14 protein-coding genes are annotated in these 17,013 nt (G+C 43.3%); 1 reads left to right on the top strand and 13 read right to left on the bottom strand.

Going from position 1 to position 17,013, the window contains the following annotated elements:
- Positions 1-24: 24 nt before the first annotated feature.
- From CXF65_RS10445 to CXF65_RS10410, 8 genes are all read right to left on the bottom strand, one after another.
- Positions 25-2,385 (bottom strand): heavy metal translocating P-type ATPase, encoded by a 2,361-nt coding sequence (locus CXF65_RS10445; protein ID WP_101212003.1) that lies wholly within the window; start codon positions 2,383-2,385, stop codon positions 25-27.
- 237 nt (positions 2,386-2,622) lie between these two features.
- The gene (locus CXF65_RS10440) at positions 2,623-2,847 is read right to left on the bottom strand and encodes a heavy-metal-associated domain-containing protein (RefSeq protein WP_057761178.1); all 225 of its coding nucleotides are present in this window, start codon (positions 2,845-2,847) and stop codon (positions 2,623-2,625) included.
- A 254-nt stretch (positions 2,848-3,101) separates the two neighbouring features.
- The gene (locus CXF65_RS10435) at positions 3,102-3,359 is read right to left on the bottom strand and encodes a heavy-metal-associated domain-containing protein (RefSeq protein ID WP_101212002.1); all 258 of its coding nucleotides are present in this window, start codon (positions 3,357-3,359) and stop codon (positions 3,102-3,104) included.
- 27 nt (positions 3,360-3,386) lie between these two features.
- Positions 3,387-4,262 (bottom strand): 3-deoxy-8-phosphooctulonate synthase, encoded by an 876-nt coding sequence (kdsA, locus tag CXF65_RS10430; protein WP_101212001.1) that lies wholly within the window; start codon positions 4,260-4,262, stop codon positions 3,387-3,389.
- 215 nt (positions 4,263-4,477) lie between these two features.
- Positions 4,478-6,112, bottom strand: coding sequence for a CTP synthase (locus CXF65_RS10425; RefSeq protein WP_101212000.1), 1,635 nt, complete (start codon positions 6,110-6,112; stop codon positions 4,478-4,480).
- Positions 6,113-6,342: 230 nt separating this feature from the next.
- The gene (locus tag CXF65_RS10420) at positions 6,343-7,380 is read right to left on the bottom strand and encodes a porin (protein ID WP_101211999.1); all 1,038 of its coding nucleotides are present in this window, start codon (positions 7,378-7,380) and stop codon (positions 6,343-6,345) included.
- A 301-nt stretch (positions 7,381-7,681) separates the two neighbouring features.
- Positions 7,682-8,791 (bottom strand): porin, encoded by a 1,110-nt coding sequence (locus CXF65_RS10415; RefSeq protein WP_025651345.1) that lies wholly within the window; start codon positions 8,789-8,791, stop codon positions 7,682-7,684.
- A 525-nt stretch (positions 8,792-9,316) separates the two neighbouring features.
- The gene (locus CXF65_RS10410; protein WP_101211998.1) at positions 9,317-11,521 is read right to left on the bottom strand and encodes a malate synthase G; all 2,205 of its coding nucleotides are present in this window, start codon (positions 11,519-11,521) and stop codon (positions 9,317-9,319) included.
- A gap of 695 nt (positions 11,522-12,216) precedes the next feature.
- On the opposite strand from CXF65_RS10410, the gene CXF65_RS10405 reads away from it, so the two are divergent.
- Entirely contained in the window at positions 12,217-12,879 is a 663-nt protein-coding gene (locus tag CXF65_RS10405; protein WP_051395120.1) for a tRNA-(ms[2]io[6]A)-hydroxylase, read from the top strand.
- A 126-nt stretch (positions 12,880-13,005) separates the two neighbouring features.
- On the opposite strand, the gene CXF65_RS10400 is transcribed toward CXF65_RS10405, so the two are convergent.
- From CXF65_RS10400 to ppk1, 5 genes are all read right to left on the bottom strand, one after another.
- Positions 13,006-13,212, bottom strand: a complete 207-nt coding sequence (locus tag CXF65_RS10400) for a hypothetical protein (RefSeq protein WP_025651342.1) — start codon at positions 13,210-13,212, stop codon at positions 13,006-13,008.
- Positions 13,213-13,323: 111 nt separating this feature from the next.
- A complete protein-coding gene (locus tag CXF65_RS10395) occupies positions 13,324-13,680 on the bottom strand; it encodes a hypothetical protein (protein WP_025651341.1) in 357 nt (118 codons plus the stop codon).
- 101 nt (positions 13,681-13,781) lie between these two features.
- The gene (locus CXF65_RS10390; RefSeq protein WP_025651340.1) at positions 13,782-14,033 is read right to left on the bottom strand and encodes a hypothetical protein; all 252 of its coding nucleotides are present in this window, start codon (positions 14,031-14,033) and stop codon (positions 13,782-13,784) included.
- Positions 14,034-14,136: 103 nt separating this feature from the next.
- Positions 14,137-14,307: a hypothetical protein gene (locus tag CXF65_RS15055; protein ID WP_167514313.1), complete on the bottom strand. Its 171-nt coding sequence runs from the start codon at positions 14,305-14,307 to the stop codon at positions 14,137-14,139.
- Between the two features lie 400 nt (positions 14,308-14,707).
- Positions 14,708-16,882, bottom strand: coding sequence for a polyphosphate kinase 1 (gene ppk1, locus CXF65_RS10385; RefSeq protein ID WP_025651339.1), 2,175 nt, complete (start codon positions 16,880-16,882; stop codon positions 14,708-14,710).
- Between the last annotated feature and the right edge of the window lie 131 nt (positions 16,883-17,013).

The following is a 17,013-nucleotide window of genomic DNA, read 5'->3' as shown; positions in this document are numbered from 1 at the left end:
CCATTATTGGCAGTCAGGCAACACCTATGCTTTTGTTAAATGTTCGCTATCAGTGTGTGAGCCAGATACCGTATTACTGAGCTCAACCTTTGTTTTGAATCGCGTTAAACGCAGCGCATTCATTAATACTGAAATAGAGCTGAGCGCCATAGCCGCAGCGGCAATCATAGGGTTTAAAAAACCAAAAGCGGCAAGCGGAATGCCAAGGCAATTATAGATGAAGGCAAAAAACAGATTTTGCTTAATATTACGTAGTGTGGCTTGGGCAATTTTTTGCGCGGCATCAATATGCATGAGCGATTCGCCCATCAAACGCGCAGAGGCACTATGTTGGGCGACATCTGTACCTTCAAACATAGCAAAGCTGGCATCCGCTGTTGCCATCGCTGGCGCATCATTGACGCCGTCGCCTGCCATCGCTACTTTATGACCCGCTGTTTGCAACAGGGCAATTTGGCTTGCTTTGTCACGTGGGCTCATCTTGCCATAAGCCTGCTCGATACCCAGCTGCCCTGCCACATGGTCGACGACCGACTGCTTATCACCACTCATCAAAATGACATCGATGCCAGCATCTTGCAGCGCCTTAATTGCTTGCGGTGTATCCGCTTTTAAATCGTCCGCTAGGGCAAAAGCACCAAGCGGCTCATCATTAATACTAATCGCTACGGTACTGGCAATTTGCCATACCTTTGGCATCAGCTTCGGCAACGTCAAATTAGCAAACTCTGCGCTACCAACTTTTACCAGTCCCAACCCTTCGATGTTTGCCTGTATGCCTGCACCTTTGATGACGCTAATATCAGTGACAGTCATTAACGGTAAGTTGCGTTCACTAGCCGCGTTAATCAATGCCGTCGCTAAAGGATGGCTAGCGTGCGCCTCAACGCTTGCAGCAATTTGTAGCACATCATCGACGGCAAGCGATTTATCCACCATGACATGATCGACGATAGTAGGTTTACCAATAGTCAATGTGCCCGTTTTATCGAGCACTACCGTATCAATATTGCCTGCTGCTTCAAGACTTTGTGCATCCTTGAACCAAACACCATGACGCGCGGCAACGCCCATACCAGCCATGATCGCCGCTGGCGTGGCCAAACCAAGCGCACAAGGACAAGCAATGACCAATACTGATACGGCATGCATTAGGGCAGTATCAACCATACCTGTTAGCCACCATGTGACCCCAAAAGTAACCAACGCAATCGTTACTACTACGGGGACAAAAATAGCCGTTACTCGATCCGCGAGACGCGCTAGATTGGCTTTTGAGCCTTGTGCATCACTCAACGCTTGTACCATATCGCCGAGTTTCGTGTCGCTGCCCTTCGCACTGACACGGTATAGCAGACTGCCATTCTCTACCAAAGCGCCTGCCAGTAATCCATCGCCTTGCTCTTTTTTGAGGGCTACCGACTCGCCAGTTAAATGACTCTCCACGCACCAACCGCTGCCTTCTATGACGGTACCATCTGTAGCGACGCGGCTACCTTGTTTTGCACGTAAGACGTCACCTACTTGTACATCAGATAACGCAATATTATGAAATTCACCATTTGGCTGCTGCTGCTCTACTTCATCAGGTGTCAATGACAATAATAAATCAATACTGTTTAGGCTGTGCTTCTTGGTACGTTCCTCAAGATATTTACCTGTACGTACAAAGGCAATGACCATCACCCCTGCTTCAAAATATACGGCTGGGCTATTACTCGCACCGTGTTCGCCCAAATGCCCACTTTGCAATAGACTGTTTAAAGTACCATCGCCATGCGTGAGCCAAAGATAAGTCGAATACGCCCATATCGTCACTGTACCAATGACCACCAACACATCCATATTGGCAAGGCCGCCCTTTATAGATGCCCATGCGCTCTTATAAAATGGTAACGCTAAACCAAACTGTACTACAGTCGCTAAAATAAATTGAACCCAGACTGGCGGCATCCACGCCATGCCAAAACCCGTCAACATACCTGCCATACCCACTAAAAATGGCACCAAACAAACCCATAATCCGATCAAACGCCATGGGTATTGAGTGGCAGTATCTTCGTCAGTCTGAGCAAATAAGCTATCGGCTGCCTGCACATTAGCGACAAAGCCTGTTTTATTTACCCACTCTGTCACCTGTTCGGGCGTCGTCTGGGTCGGATCATAATCAACATTGGCAGTCTCGCCAGCAAAACTTACACTTACCTCGTACACCGAAGGCTTTTTGTTAAGCACCTTTTCGATTCGTGAAGCACAGGCCTGACACGTCATGCCATCAATCGCCAACTGCAGATGCGCACGTTGCGGTGCAAGTGGCGTATTTGATTGAATGTCAGTCTCGACATCGTAGGATTCATCACTAGTGGTACGGGTAGTATCATTCATAAAAATAACTCTTTATAGCGTCTATATACTCATAGAAGCCATAATAAAATATCAGTGGATTGACAAAAAATTCAAATAAAGCAATTAGGTTATATCGTATTCAGTATGAGTATTTTAGACAAAGTAGCAATGTATCAAAGTATTGAGACTGAATGCTCATAATCGTTAATCATTAAAAAAACCAGCTATCATGCGTGTAATAACATGTTAGCTGGTTTTTTACATAGAAGATGAGATTTATGAGTTAGCAACTGTCGCCTCAAATCCGGCATCATCAATAGCTGAAGCAATAGCCTCTGCACTGGTTTTGCTATCATCAAAGGTTATCGTCGCTAGGTTATCAGCGAGGTCAACAGTAATAGTCTCTAATCCATCAATATCGGCTGTTGCCGTATGTACGCTTGCTACGCATCCGCCACAAGTCATACCGTCAATTTTAATAATACGTGTTTGATCTGCCATATTGGGCTCCTTATTTTTATTAGTAATGAGCAACTCTAATAGTGATTCTGTTAATACTTACTTTGACACCTTTTAAGTTATCAAAGTAAGAGCAACTATCAAAGCTACATTAAATAAGCATAAGCCCTATTATCCTCGACAACAAGGCCGTTTGGTTGTTGCTTTATTAACGAGATGCTATTAACGAGGCAGCAACTTATTAATAAAAACGTAAAAGAGCGCATCGACAAATTTATAGCAATAGCTATTTGTGATTATAAATCGTTATGGTGCGGGTTCTGCGGTGAATCAATCGGAAATGGCTGAGTCACATAGTCCACCATACTAATCGCCGCCGTCAAGGCATGGATACTAGTATCTGTATCATCATAGCTTACCGTTGCGACATTATGCTTGGGATCCAAATTAATAGCCGTCACTCCTGTGATATTCTTAAGCACAGTCATTACGCTATCTAAGCCCTCTGCATCATCGATATTTTCGATGCTTACTTGCGCCATTTGAATTGCCATTATATAGCCCTCTTATAACGTACCGTATCAATGAGTATCCAATACTTCAAAACCTTTGACCAAATCATCAATTTGCTTAAGCTGACGTAAGAAAGGCTCTAGTTGATTCATACGCAGCGCACATGGACCATCACATTTTGCAGTTTCTGGGTTTGGATGCGCTTCTAAAAACAACCCTGCCAACCCTGTAGCCATACCTGCACGGGCAAGTGTTGTAATCTGCTCACGACGTCCACCAGCACTATCACTACGTGCACCTGGCTGTTGTAAGCTATGCGTCACGTCAAAGAATACCGGTATATCCATCTGCTTCATGGTATCAAAACCAAGCATATCCACGACCAAATTATTATAGCCAAAGGCACTACCACGCTCACAAAGTATCAATTTATCATTACCACCTTCTAGGCACTTATTAACGATATGACGCATCTCGTGAGGGGCCAAAAACTGCGCCTTTTTGATATTAATAATGGCATCTGTTTTTGCCATCGCATGCACTAGATCTGTCTGACGCGACAAAAATGCAGGTAGCTGAATAATATCAGCCACTTCAGCGACTGGTGCTGCTTGATGTGGTTCATGCACATCCGTGATAATCGGTACTTGGAATTTTTCTTTGATTTGCCCTAGCCAATCGATACCTTGCTCTAAACCCGGCCCGCGATAAGAATGTAAGCTTGAACGGTTGGCTTTATCAAAGCTGGCTTTAAACACATAGCCGATGCCCAAACGCTGACAGATCTCGACATACTGCTCGGCAATCTCAAACGCCAATTCTTTGGACTCTAAAACATTCATACCACCGAACAATACAAACGGCTGGTCGTTACCAATGTTAATCGTATCGTTGTTAGGAGTGTTGAGCGTGATATGTGATTGTGCGGTCAATAAGTTTTCCATGAAGCCATTACCTCTTATTTTGTTATTAATATGTCTGTCCCATATTGTAACCGATAGGCTGATTAAAAAAAGTATGCAAGCGTAATTAGACGTCATTAATGAGGATGTTGACTCGGTAATAACAACAAACGGCCTGAGTTAAGCAAAAAAAAGACCAATCCGAAGATCAGTCTTTTTTATAATAAACGCTTTCAATATACATTACATTCTGAGAGTTATTTTGCTTCGCTATGGTTCTTCGCCGCTTTTACAAAACTATTAAACAATGGATGACCACCGCGTGGCGAGCTGGTAAATTCAGGATGGAACTGTACGGCGATAAACCAAGGATGGTTAGGAATCTCAACCGACTCAACCAAATGCTGCTTGGCAGAATAGCCTGATATCGTCATACCTGCTTGCTCTAATGGCTCGATATAACGATTGTTCATCTCATAACGATGACGATGACGCTCAGTGATATTGGTTGAACCATAGATTTGCGCAAGCTTACTACCAGCCACCAGTTCCGCTTGCTGCGCGCCTAAACGCATGGTGCCACCGAGGTCTGAATCATCGCTACGAATCTGCAATTCGCCGCGCTCATCCAACCACTCGGTAATCAAACCGATGATAGGCTCGGCCGCGGTACGATGGAACTCAGAGGAATTGGCATCGATATGCAGCACATTACGGGCATATTCAATCACCGCCAACTGCATACCCAGACAGATACCCAGATACGGCACTTTATTTTCGCGGGCGTAAGTGATGGCTCTCATTTTACCAGTGGTACCGCGCTCACCAAAACCACCTGGGACCAAAATCGCATCGGCGTCGTTTAGACGCGCATACAGCTCATCGTCCGTCTCTAGTAGCTCAGCATCGATATAGTCAATTTTGACATCTGACTGATGCACGATACCGGCATGTAGCAACGCTTCGTTGATCGACTTATAAGCGTCTGGTAACTCGACATATTTGCCGACCATCGCAACCGTCACTACCGCTTGAGGGTTGAGCTGGGCTTCGACCACTTTGTCCCAATCGCTCAAATCCGCTTCAGGGACGTCAAGACCAAAACGCTCACAGATGAGATCGTCAAGATCTTGCTCATGTAGGGTGCGCGGGATTTGATAGATGCTTTGGGCATCTTCACACATGATGACTGCGCGCTCTTCGACATTGGTAAACAGCGCAATCTTGCGGCGGTTGTCTTGCGAGATATGGTGGTCAGAGCGGCAGATCAAGATATCTGGCTGCAGACCGATAGAACGTAACTCTTTTACCGAATGCTGGGTAGGTTTGGTTTTGGTTTCACCTGCACTAGCGATATAAGGCACCAGCGTTAGATGCATGAGCATAGCGCGATTGCGTCCAAGCTCTACTTGCATTTGGCGTACCGCTTCCATAAAAGGAAGTGACTCGATATCACCGACCGTACCGCCAATCTCGATAATGGCGATATCATAGCCTTCGCCACTGGCAAGAATTTTACTTTTGATTTCATCAGTGATATGCGGAATCACCTGTACCGTACCACCCAAATATTCACCGCGGCGCTCTTTATTCAAAACGTTTTGATAGATACGACCACTGGTGAAGTTGTTGCTCTTACTCATCTTAGAGTGGCGTAAGAAGCGCTCATAATAGCCCAAGTCCAAATCGGTCTCAGCGCCATCTTCGGTGACGAACACTTCGCCATGCTGGAACGGACTCATCGTACCTGGATCGACGTTGATATACGGATCCATTTTGGTCATCGTCACGCTCACGCCACGTGCTTCAAGGACTGCGGCAAGAGAGGCTGCGGTAATACCTTTTCCTAGTGAGGACACTACCCCACCGGTCACAAATATAAACTTGGTCATAGTACTCTGTCGGTAATTGGTAAAGAAGGATTTTACTAAAAATACGCTACAAAATATAGGGCAAAAGCGCAAACTCTTTAAAACACTCAGTTTTTAACGCTTAATTGTCATAAGTGCGTAATCATCGTAAATACGTAGCTATTATAACCCACTGCGGCTTTAAAAAGGTCACAACAAAAAAACTCACCCCGAAGGATGAGTTTTTTATAATACGTTTTCTAATGTTTAGATTAGAATTTGTATTCTAGACCAGTACCGATAGCTAGTGTTTTAGTATCGCCACGAACGCCGTCAAATCTAACATCACGATCACTATCATTTTGACCCGCATATGCATGCACGATCATATTTGGTTGGTAGAAGTATTTGCCACCAACAACGATTTGATCAGAATCTATACCATCAAAACCACGTAGGTTTGAAGTGTTGTTATACTGAGCGTAAACAGTAGCTGGTTTAGCAAAATTCTGTAAACCCATAGCCGCGCTTAGAACAAAACCTTTCTCTTTTTCGCTATCAGCAAAATCAAAGTCAGCTACTTGGTATAAAGCACCTAATGTTACTGGAACAGCAGCAAACTTAGACAAATCTACAGTAGCAGTACCACGGATAATATCACCAGTTTGATTATAGCCACCATTACCAAGGTTTAAGTCTTTATCATAAGCAACACCAGCGGTGAAGCCAGTACCTTGGTCAAACATAGCAGCAACACCAAAACCATCACCACTATTGTCATCTTCATCAGCAGCATACATTGCTGACAACTGTAATGGAAGACCTTGATACTTAGGAGCAGTCCAGATCATTGAGTTATCAATACGACCACTTTCTACCATATTATCTTTACTAGCTTTACTACCTAGGTAATTCCAGTAGCCGCCATCAGCAGTAGCAACGTTATTGATACGATCTAATGATGATTGGTTTTTACCAACACGGAACTCACCAAATTGCTTGTTGTTTACACCTAGGAATGTATCGCGGTTTTTAAAGCCATTGCTATCACCATCAATGCTTGTGCCATACTCTAGCTGATAGATAACATCAGTGTTAGCCGTCATGGCTTCAGAGCCTTTAAAACCGATACGTGAAGAATGAGAATTGATTTCTATTGTGTCTTCATCATACATGTTGCCAGCAGGACCATCAAATTCAGCATTAACATAGTCAGCTGCTAAGAATGCTTTACCATAAACAGTTGGGGCGGCGTTGGCTGCAGATACAGATAGGGCGGCGATTGCTGTCGCTAAAAGTAGTTTTTTCATGGGGTATCTCCACTTTACGATTTGAGTGATAAATTGGCTAAGATTGGCCGATATATATAATGGCAGGGTGACTACCCTATAGAACATTTATATATATGAGCTAGAAGCATTACTTAGACACAACTTTACCAACCAAATATTACAGTAAGGTGAAAAAACCAAAATTTACACAAATGTTATTATTAATTTTACGGATTCTGTTATTTAAGACACGCTGTTGTTCAAGACACAGTATTGATTACAAAACAAAAAAACTCACCCCGAAGGATGAGTTTTTTATAATACGTTTCTAATGTTTAGATTAGAATAAGTATTCTAGACCGCCACCGATAGCGAGTACATCAATATCACCACGTAAGTCGATTTCATTAACATTGCCGTCTTCGTCTCTCGAACCAAAACGACCATTGTTTAATTCCGCTGAATTTAGACCAGCATAGGCATGAGCGATCATATTATTTTTAAACGCATATTTGCCACCTACAACGACTTGATTTGAGTCATTATTCTCAAGACCACTGATATTGTCGGTTTTGTCATACTGAATATAAACAGAGGCTGGACGGGCAAAATTCGAAAGACCCATTTCAGCACTCACCACTAAACCGTCCTCTGTTGCAGTAGTAGTACCGGCATAGTCAGCTTCTTGATATAGAACGCCTAACTTTACAGGAGCTGCGATATATTTACCTAAATCGACGCTAGCACTGCCACGGATAATATCACCACTAACACTCATGTCTTGCTCATAAGCAATACCAGCGGTAATGCCTGTACCTGGATCAAACATCAATGAGGCACCATAGCCTGCGTCACGATCACTCTCAGATATAAAGTCTTCATCAGCACCATACATCAGCGCAAGCGCTAATGGTAGGTCATTGTATTTAGGCGCTTTCCAAACGATTGAATTATTGATACGGTTACCAACGGTCGGGGTCAAAATATTAGCAAAGCTGTCGTTGTTGTTCAGAGTACTAGAGCCAAGATTATCCCAATAACCTTCATTAACTGATACGTTATTGATATAGTCAATGACTGTGTAGTTACGACCAAAGCGGAATTCACCGAAGTCTTTATTTTTTAAACCTAAATAAGTATCACGACTTTTGAAGCCAATGTTATCGCTACCACTATCATCAACTTGAACGCCGTACTCTAATTGGTAAATTACGTCAGTGTTGGCCGTTATCGCTTCAGAGCCTCTGAAGCCTAAACGTGAAAGCTTAGAATTAACTTGTAATGAACCGTTGTCTTCATTAATTCTGTTATTATTATCCATATTCTGACCATCAATTTCAGCATTAACGTAATCAGTAGTAACGAATACTTTACCATAAACGGTAGGTGCTGCCTGTGCTGCAGATACAGATAGGGCGGCGATTGCTGTCGCTAAAAGTAGTTTTTTCATGGGGGTATCTCCACTTTACAATTTTAGTAATGAGCAAGCTATTATTAGCTGGCGCCCATATTGGTATCGTCACAAATCCTCAAAGATATAATGTGTAACTGGCTACCGAGATTAGTCAGAAACAAGTGTGGCGAATTTCTATTACAGTAAGATAAAAAACCATGACTCACATGACTGGGATTAAACAACGTAACTGCCATGTAAACTTAAGTCTTATGCGTCCTACTGCGTAACATCCGTTACCAAACTCATACTTCGAGTATAAGCATAACAACTTTGACATAATTTGCAACATATTTTTAAGTCTTTGATGACGAAAAATCCTTAAACCCATATTTAATCTAAGGTTTAACGATTATTTAGATAAAAACAAAAAAATACCCCTACTCGCCATTGGCAAATAGGGGTAACTTTTATAAATAAAGTAGAAATACATTGCTTTAAATATGCTTGAGTAATACTAAGTATTGAAGGACTACTTAACCATGGATAAGTAGCCCTAAAATGGCTTTTATAAATAAGGAATTAGCAATGCGTATTGGCTTTTAAGTCTAAACGCGCTTGATGCAATAATGGCTCAGTGTAACCACTTGGCTGCTCACGACCTTTAAAGACCAAATCGCAGGCAGCTTTAAAGGCGTAAGAATTATCGAAGTTATTGGCCATTGGCTGATAGCCATTATCGCCCGCATTTTGCTCATCGACGATCTTCGCCATACGCTTCATGGTATCCATGACTTGCTGCTCGCTGACCACGCCGTGATGCAACCAGTTAGCGATATGCTGACTTGAGATACGCAAGGTTGCACGGTCTTCCATTAGACCTACATCATTGATATCTGGTACTTTAGAACAACCAACGCCTTGGTTTACCCAACGTACGACGTAACCCAAGATGCCCTGAGCGTTATTGTCGAGCTCTTGCTGCTTCTCTTCGTCTGTCCAGTTGGTGTTTTTTGCCAATGGAATGGTCAAGATATCGTCTAAGCTGGCACGCTCGCGTGATTTTAGGCTGTCCTGTACATCAGCGACGTTGACTTGATGATAGTGCATGCTGTGCAAGGTTGCGCCAGTTGGTGATGGAACCCAGGCAGTACTCGCACCAGACTTAGGATGGGCTGCTTTAGTATCCATCATCTCTTTCATCTCATCAGGCTTCGCCCACATACCTTTACCAATCTGAGCCACACCCTGTAGGCCAGTCTCCAGACCGATATCAACGTTCCACTGCTCGTAGGCTGGCTGCCATGCTTGTGACTTCATATCACCTTTAGGGACAAAAGGCCCAGCGTTCATACTGGTATGCATCTCATCACCCGTGCGATCTAAGAAGCCGGTATTGATAAAGATGACGCGCTCTTTTGCTTGGCGAATGGCTTCTTTTAAGTTGACCGTCATGCGACGTTCTTCGTCCATGATGCCGATTTTTAGAGTATTGCGCTCTAGACCCAATAGATCTTCTGAAGCGTTGAACAAATCATTGGCCATTTTGACCTCTTCAGGGCCATGCATTTTTGGCTTAACGATATACATCGAACCTTTGCGTGAGTTCGATAGCGCAGTTTTACCTTTCAAATCATTTAAAGACAATAGCGGCGTGATTAAGCCATCCATCAGACCTTCAAAGATTTGCTCTTGCCCATTACCCAAGTCGACCAAGATGGCTGGGTTTTGCATCAAGTGACCAACGTTACGAATCAATAGTAGTGAACGGCCTGGCAGGATAAGCGTGCTGCCATCTGGTCTGATATATTCACGGTCTGGGTTTTGTTTACGCGTACGGGTCTTGCCACCTTTTTCAAAGGTTTCTTGCAAGTCACCATTCATTAGACCAAGCCAGTTACGATACACTTCTACTTTTTCTTCTGCATCGACAGCAGCGATTGAATCTTCGCAATCTTGAATTGCCGTAATCGCTGATTCTAATAGTACATCTTTAATACTTGCTGGATCATCTTTGCCCACTGGATGATTGCCATCGATTTGAATCTCAGCATGCAGGCCGTTATTCTTGAGCAAAATACCAGTAGGCTGCTCTGCTTCACCAACGAAACCAACAAATTTCGCGGCGTCTTTTAGCTCAGTGCTATTATCACCTTGAACAATTTCAAGTTTGCCATCGACCACTTTAAAGCCGGTCACATCGTTATATGACCCTGATGCTAAGGCAAAATGTTCGTTTAGAAATGCTTTGGCATAAGCAACAACAGCAGCACCGCGCGTTGGGTTATAACCACCTGTTGCTTGTTGGCCATTTTCGTCACTGATGACGTCAGTACCATATAATGCATCATATAAACTGCCCCAACGCGCGTTGGTGGCGTTCAATGCGTAGCGAGCATTACGGACTGGTACGACCAGCTGTGGACCTGCAATATGGGCAATCTCGTCATCGACGTTTTGAGTACTGACTTTGAAATCATCACCTTCTGGTAACAGATAGCCAATTTCTTGCAAGAATGTTTTATACGCGGGGTAATCAATTTCGCCATCTTTGGCAGGGTTGTCCAGATGCCATTGGTCAATCTGCGCTTGAATCTTGTCACGAGTTTCTAGCAGCGCTTTGTTACGCGGGGTAAACTCTTTGATGACCTTTTCAAAACCTGACCAATAGCTGTCTGAATCAACACCGACTTTCGGCAGCACTTCGTTTTCAATAAAGTCATACAATTGCTGGTCGATGGCAAGAATGCCTTTTTGAATACGATTGGCGTTAGAAGACTGGCTCATATTGTTATCCTTATCTGTTCGTGAGGTGTGTTAATGCTAAGTTGCTACAATAACGGTGTGAAAATATGTGCTCTTGGAGCATTTATCCCTAGTTTGCTTTGCGGTGAATAAATAGCAAACATGACAATGCGAACTGTTGGTGGTGATTGAGCATCTATTAATGTAATAACTGTTTAAGACTGAATTTGTCTGATGCAGCGTCTGTGATTTTGGGAGTGTCTGTAAGCAGAGCTGTCTATAATTCTTAGGTTTTAATACAGGATTGGCACTTGATATAATGCCTATCGCCCGCTACTAAGTAATGATCAATAGTAAGACAAAATGCCTGAAAAGCAAAATCTCATCCTACTATCAAATAATAAAATAAACAAGGAAACGTCATTCACCAAGTAAATACTTAGGCTGTATAATAATGATACTCTATAAGCCACCTACTCTAGAGGCTTTAATCAATACTTTAGAGTTAGACCATTATACGTTCAGTATAAACTGTAAGTAATCATTACAGCATTCATTTATGCTTAACGGTTATCTATTTAACTTTTAATATTTGATTAAGAGATGTTGAACCCTCGACTATGGCAAAGACTATGAATAATGAAGATATGAAAATCAATAACAGTAATGACAAGGCTGTGAGCGACAGCCATACAGAAGAATATAAGATAGAAAAAGACGGTCTAACAGAGGAAAGTATGGAACCAGACAGTATCGATATCGCACAGCTGCGCACCCCTATTAAGGTCGACTTATCTGCTGTCTATGATTTTCTGGGAGCGCGAACCACACAGGCTTGGGTGGAGGCTGCCAGCGCTGATGTGCCTTTAATCATCCAAGATCATGCCAATTGCGAAAAGAAAGCAGCCGGTACAGCGATGAATCTACTATTCCGCTATGAGTTTTCTTACGACTTACAGCGAAAATTGGCGCAGTTAATACGTGAGGAGATGCTGCACTATGAGCAAGTCCTAGGCATTATGAATGAGCGCGAGCAAGAGTGGGGATATCTGAGTGCGGGGCGTTATGCCAAAGGGTTGCTCAAGCATAAACGTACGCATGAGCCAGCAGCAATGGTTGATGTATTAATCATCGGGGCGTTTATCGAAGCGCGCTCTTGTGAGCGCTTTGCCGCGCTTGCTGAAGTCATCGATGATGAACGCTTAGCCAAGTACTACCGTTATCTATTAAAATCAGAGAGTCGCCATTTTGAGGATTATTTGGCACTGGCACAATCGCTATCTGACGACAATATCGATGAGCGTGTCGCATTCTTTAAAGAAGTAGAAGCAGAGTTGATATCCAGTCCTGACACTGAATTACGCTTTCACAGTGGTACACCTGCTGAGCGCTTCAGCTGATAGCTTGTGTCAAATAAGCGCTATGCAAAGATACTCATATCGTATCCATAAAAAAGCCAACACTAGCGTCTTAAACCATGCCTAGCGTTAGCTTTTTTATTTGTCTGTACAGAATATAATGCTCAGTTATGACTGTTTCTTATCTTCCATAAGTGGACTGTCATACTGCTTGGTATTTTTTGCGACATTATGCGGATCATGATCATCAGTCGCTTGCTCTGCAGCGGCTGGATTTGCCTTTTGTAATGCATCATCAGGGACGATACCATTATTATCATCTGCATCTTTGAGCTGATGGTTATCATGGTTAACTGTATCATTAGACTTGTTCATAACCGATCCTTATTATAATAACTGTCTTACACATCGAGCATTCGATAACTTGACGATACTCATATTAATAATGCTCAGATTAGCAATATTCAGAAATATCTTGCTAAGAAATCAGTCTTTTTCATCTGGATTTAAGACACGAGTTTGAGCGTTATCAACGTTGGCATATCGATTCATATCCGTAATACCTTCACTTTTTGGCGCTTCACTGCCCACGGTATCTTCGTTAATATTGTCATCAAACGGACTGCTGCCCTGTTGATCACGGCGATCAGGCTGACGTGCAGGATTGTCATCGTCATTCACGTGCTCTGAGTCCACTACCTCTTCTTCGAAAGTGTCAGTACCTTTATTATGATTGGTATGGTTTTCAATATCAGTGTGCTGATTGGCTAAATTTTTACTCACTTCTTGAGGATTAGCACCGTCAATAGGGGTTCTGCTTAACGCGGGATCTTGAGGTTCCATGGTTATGTCCTTAATTGTTGTTTTAATTGGCTAACCAGTATCTATTGTCAGCACTTTATTTTTGATGATATACCCAGACTACATAAGTAGGTACACAATTATTAAATATTATTATTTTTACTCAAATCATGAGCATTGAGATCTGCCACGTTTTTCCCACCTGCTGGTAAGTTCTCTTCTTTACGTGGGTCGGAATATATCTCGTCTGTTTCCTGTGAGTCCTGCTCTGGTCCATCGATATCAGGTTCGTGTTTACGGCCTTCATAGCTGTCTGGCGCATTGTCCGGGTGTAAGGCTGCTGGATCACGAACAGCTACCGCTTCTTCATGATTTGGCTTGGTATTATCTGGCATAGCGTGTCCCTCGCGTTTATGATGTTAATTGTTCATTTGACCTGATCGTTAGTATTGTTGTTGTTATTGATATTTTTACTATCGATATTGTTCAAACGGCTCATTACTTATCTGTCCGTAACTCTTCATCAATAAAAGAGGTTTGCTCTTCTTCACTCAGTTTTTCGGGAGTATCAACATTTTTGTCATCGTTTAGATTTTTTTCGATTTGTTGATTATCGGCCTGCTCTGCTGCTTTTTTGATGTCTGAAGTATCGTTGTTAGTATTACTCATGGTGCAATTCCTATTATTATTGTTTAGTGAACCAATAGTCCTCTATGACACAGATTTATAAACTTGGATACTATCCTAGAAGAGTAAATCGACTGGTTTAATTTTCAATTGAACTTATTTTTGCCATAGCATAGGACTGACATTAATTATAAGTAAGTCAAGCAATAGCACACCAGTGTACTGCCGTATCAATATGTGAATAAATGTGAGATTACCAGACAGTTTGTAACTTATTTTCGCCACAAAAAAACCAAGCATCGGTGATTACCAACGCTTGGTTCAGTGGATAGTTAAGATTGTCGTAAAGCAAACCCCATCGCTGAAAGGCCATCAATATGGTTACATTGAATAACCAACCACGAACTACAGCATCCAAGCCGTTTATGATTAAAGGTCTTGCCTATACTGGCTCGCCAACGTGATTGATTACCCGTAATAAATGGTCTTGAGCAATATGCGGCGCTTCGTCAGCAGCTGGTTGGATTTGCTGCCAAATACCATCGCCATTAAGCGCCCAAGCTTGGACATTGTCTTGCAGATAGTTAAGTAGCCCATCTTGATATATCTGTTTAAACAGTTTTTTATCTTCGATCGGAAAGGCGACTTCGACGCGATGGAAGAGGTTACGATCCATCCAGTCAGCACTGCCGCAATACAAGCGCTCGTCACCATCATTATAAAAGTAATAAATGCGTGTGTGCTCTAAAAAGCGCCCAATAACCGAGCGTACAGTGATGTTTTCAGACAAGCCTTTGACTTGGGGGCGCAGACAACACATGGAGCGCAAAATTAATTCTATTTTGACACCTGCCTGCGAGGCATCGTATAGCTTATCGATCAGGCGACGTTCCGTCAACGCATTAACTTTGATAATAATATGCGCGCGCTTGCCAGCCTTGGCATGGGCAATTTCATCATCGATAAAGCTCATTAACTTTTCGTGCAAGGTAAATGGCGCGTGCAACAGTTTTTTTAGATTGGCAGGCTTGCCCATACCCGTCAGTTCTTGGAAAATTTTGTGCACGTCTTCTGAGATGTCAGGGTCAGCGCTGAACAAGCCGTAGTCGGTATAGACTTTGGCATTGGCCGCATGATAATTGCCGGTGCCTAAATGCACATAACGGCGAATGCGATCGTCTTCGCGGCGCACGATAAGCATAAGCTTGGCATGGGTCTTGTAGCCGACAATCCCGTAGACCACTACTGCCCCAGCCTCTTGTAAAAAATTGGCGACGGCGATATTGGACGCTTCATCAAAACGGGCGCGTAGTTCGATGACAGCCGTGACTTCTTTGCCATTACGAGCCGCAGCAGCCAGTGCCTTGACGATCTCTGAATTGGTGCCTGAGCGGTACAATGTCTGCTTAATCGCCAATACTTTGGGATCGCTCGCCGCTTCCCAAAGCAGATTGATAATCGGTGAAAACGCATGAAAAGGATGATGCACCAAGACATCACCTTTGCGCATGGCAGAAAATATACTGGTACTCTTATCAAGCTTGTCCAGCTCGCGGCGAAAGGGTTTTGGCACGATATGGGTAAAAGGCTGATAACGCAGCTTGGGTATGTTAAAGTCGAACAGCAAGCGCGTCAGGTTCACAGGGCCATTGACGCGGTACAGCTGATTGTCATGTAGCTCAAACTCATTAAGCAGGTAATCACTAATCGGTGTTGGGCAATCAGTCGTTACCTCGAGCCGCACTTTGTCACCAAAGCGGCGATTTTCAAGCTCGCCTTCTAGCGCCTTGGCAATATCATCGACATCATCGGCCAAGTCCAAGTCTGCGTTGCGCGTGAGTCGGAACTGATGGCAACCCGTGACATTCATACCGGGGAACAGCTCGCCGATATGCTCATGAATGACAGCCGATAGCATGACATGGTGCTCTTTGCCACCGGTCAGCTCGTCTGGCAGACGAATCACGCGCGGCAGACTGCGCGGCGCTGGGACAATCGCCAGATTAATATCGCGACCAAAGGCATCTTTGCCTTCTAAAGTGGCGATAAAATTGAGGCTCTTATTAACCAATCTTGGAAACGGATGCGCCGGATCGATACTTATAGGGGTCAGCACTGGTGAGACTTGCTCAGTAAAATAGCGTTTCATCCATGCCGATTGCTCAGCATTCAGCTCGTCACGTTTTAGATAACGAATGTCTTCCTTGGCAAGCGCTGGCAAGATGTCTTCGTTCAAAATACGATATTGCTTATCAATCGCCTCATGGGTGACGGCGGATAACTCTGCCAACACTTCACTTGGGCGCATGCCATGCGGACTACTGACCACATCACCGAGGTTTAACTTTTGCATAATGCCAGCGACACGAATCTCAAAGAACTCGTCTATATTTGATGAAAAAATAATCAAGAAAAATAGGCGCTCAAGTAACGGATGACGAGAACTGGCGGCTTGTGCTAAGACCCGCAAATGAAACTGTAATAAGGACAGGTCACGATTGATATAACTGCTGGGTGAATAGCTACCATCTTCAGAGCGCTGCCATGCAATATCGGTCAGCTGCTGGCTCAGTTGCTGTATATTCAGCTCGTTAACAGTGGCATTATCGTTAGTCATGACACTTTTATTCTGATTATTAATATCCACCATACTGCCATCCCCTGTCATTATCGATATATCATCACTGATGTAATTTATTTTTACTGCCATTACCTATCTTTTTTTATGGCTAACTTCACTGTATCCGT

This window comes from Psychrobacter sp. Sarcosine-3u-12, from assembly GCF_002836005.1.
Classification (GTDB): Bacteria; Pseudomonadota; Gammaproteobacteria; order Pseudomonadales; family Moraxellaceae; genus Psychrobacter; species Psychrobacter okhotskensis.
Note: the sequence above shows the minus strand (reverse complement) of the source record. Positions and strands in the feature narration are given on the sequence as shown.

Coding starts and splice junctions, on each gene's coding strand:
- ppk1 (WP_025651339.1), bottom strand. CDS start 16,882: ATGACTAACGATAATGCCACTGTTAACGAGCTGAATATACAGCAACTG.
- CXF65_RS10390 (WP_025651340.1), bottom strand. CDS start 14,033: ATGCCAGATAATACCAAGCCAAATCATGAAGAAGCGGTAGCTGTTCGT.
- CXF65_RS10445 (WP_101212003.1), bottom strand. CDS start 2,385: ATGAATGATACTACCCGTACCACTAGTGATGAATCCTACGATGTCGAG.
- kdsA (WP_101212001.1), bottom strand. CDS start 4,262: ATGGAAAACTTATTGACCGCACAATCACATATCACGCTCAACACTCCT.
- CXF65_RS10400 (WP_025651342.1), bottom strand. CDS start 13,212: ATGAACAAGTCTAATGATACAGTTAACCATGATAACCATCAGCTCAAA.
- CXF65_RS10410 (WP_101211998.1), bottom strand. CDS start 11,521: ATGAGCCAGTCTTCTAACGCCAATCGTATTCAAAAAGGCATTCTTGCC.
- CXF65_RS10395 (WP_025651341.1), bottom strand. CDS start 13,680: ATGGAACCTCAAGATCCCGCGTTAAGCAGAACCCCTATTGACGGTGCT.
- CXF65_RS10425 (WP_101212000.1), bottom strand. CDS start 6,112: ATGACCAAGTTTATATTTGTGACCGGTGGGGTAGTGTCCTCACTAGGA.
- CXF65_RS15055 (WP_167514313.1), bottom strand. CDS start 14,307: ATGAGTAATACTAACAACGATACTTCAGACATCAAAAAAGCAGCAGAG.
- CXF65_RS10420 (WP_101211999.1), bottom strand. CDS start 7,380: ATGAAAAAACTACTTTTAGCGACAGCAATCGCCGCCCTATCTGTATCT.
- CXF65_RS10415 (WP_025651345.1), bottom strand. CDS start 8,791: ATGAAAAAACTACTTTTAGCGACAGCAATCGCCGCCCTATCTGTATCT.
- CXF65_RS10435 (WP_101212002.1), bottom strand. CDS start 3,359: ATGGCAATTCAAATGGCGCAAGTAAGCATCGAAAATATCGATGATGCA.
- CXF65_RS10440 (WP_057761178.1), bottom strand. CDS start 2,847: ATGGCAGATCAAACACGTATTATTAAAATTGACGGTATGACTTGTGGC.
- CXF65_RS10405 (WP_051395120.1), top strand. CDS start 12,217: ATGGAACCAGACAGTATCGATATCGCACAGCTGCGCACCCCTATTAAG.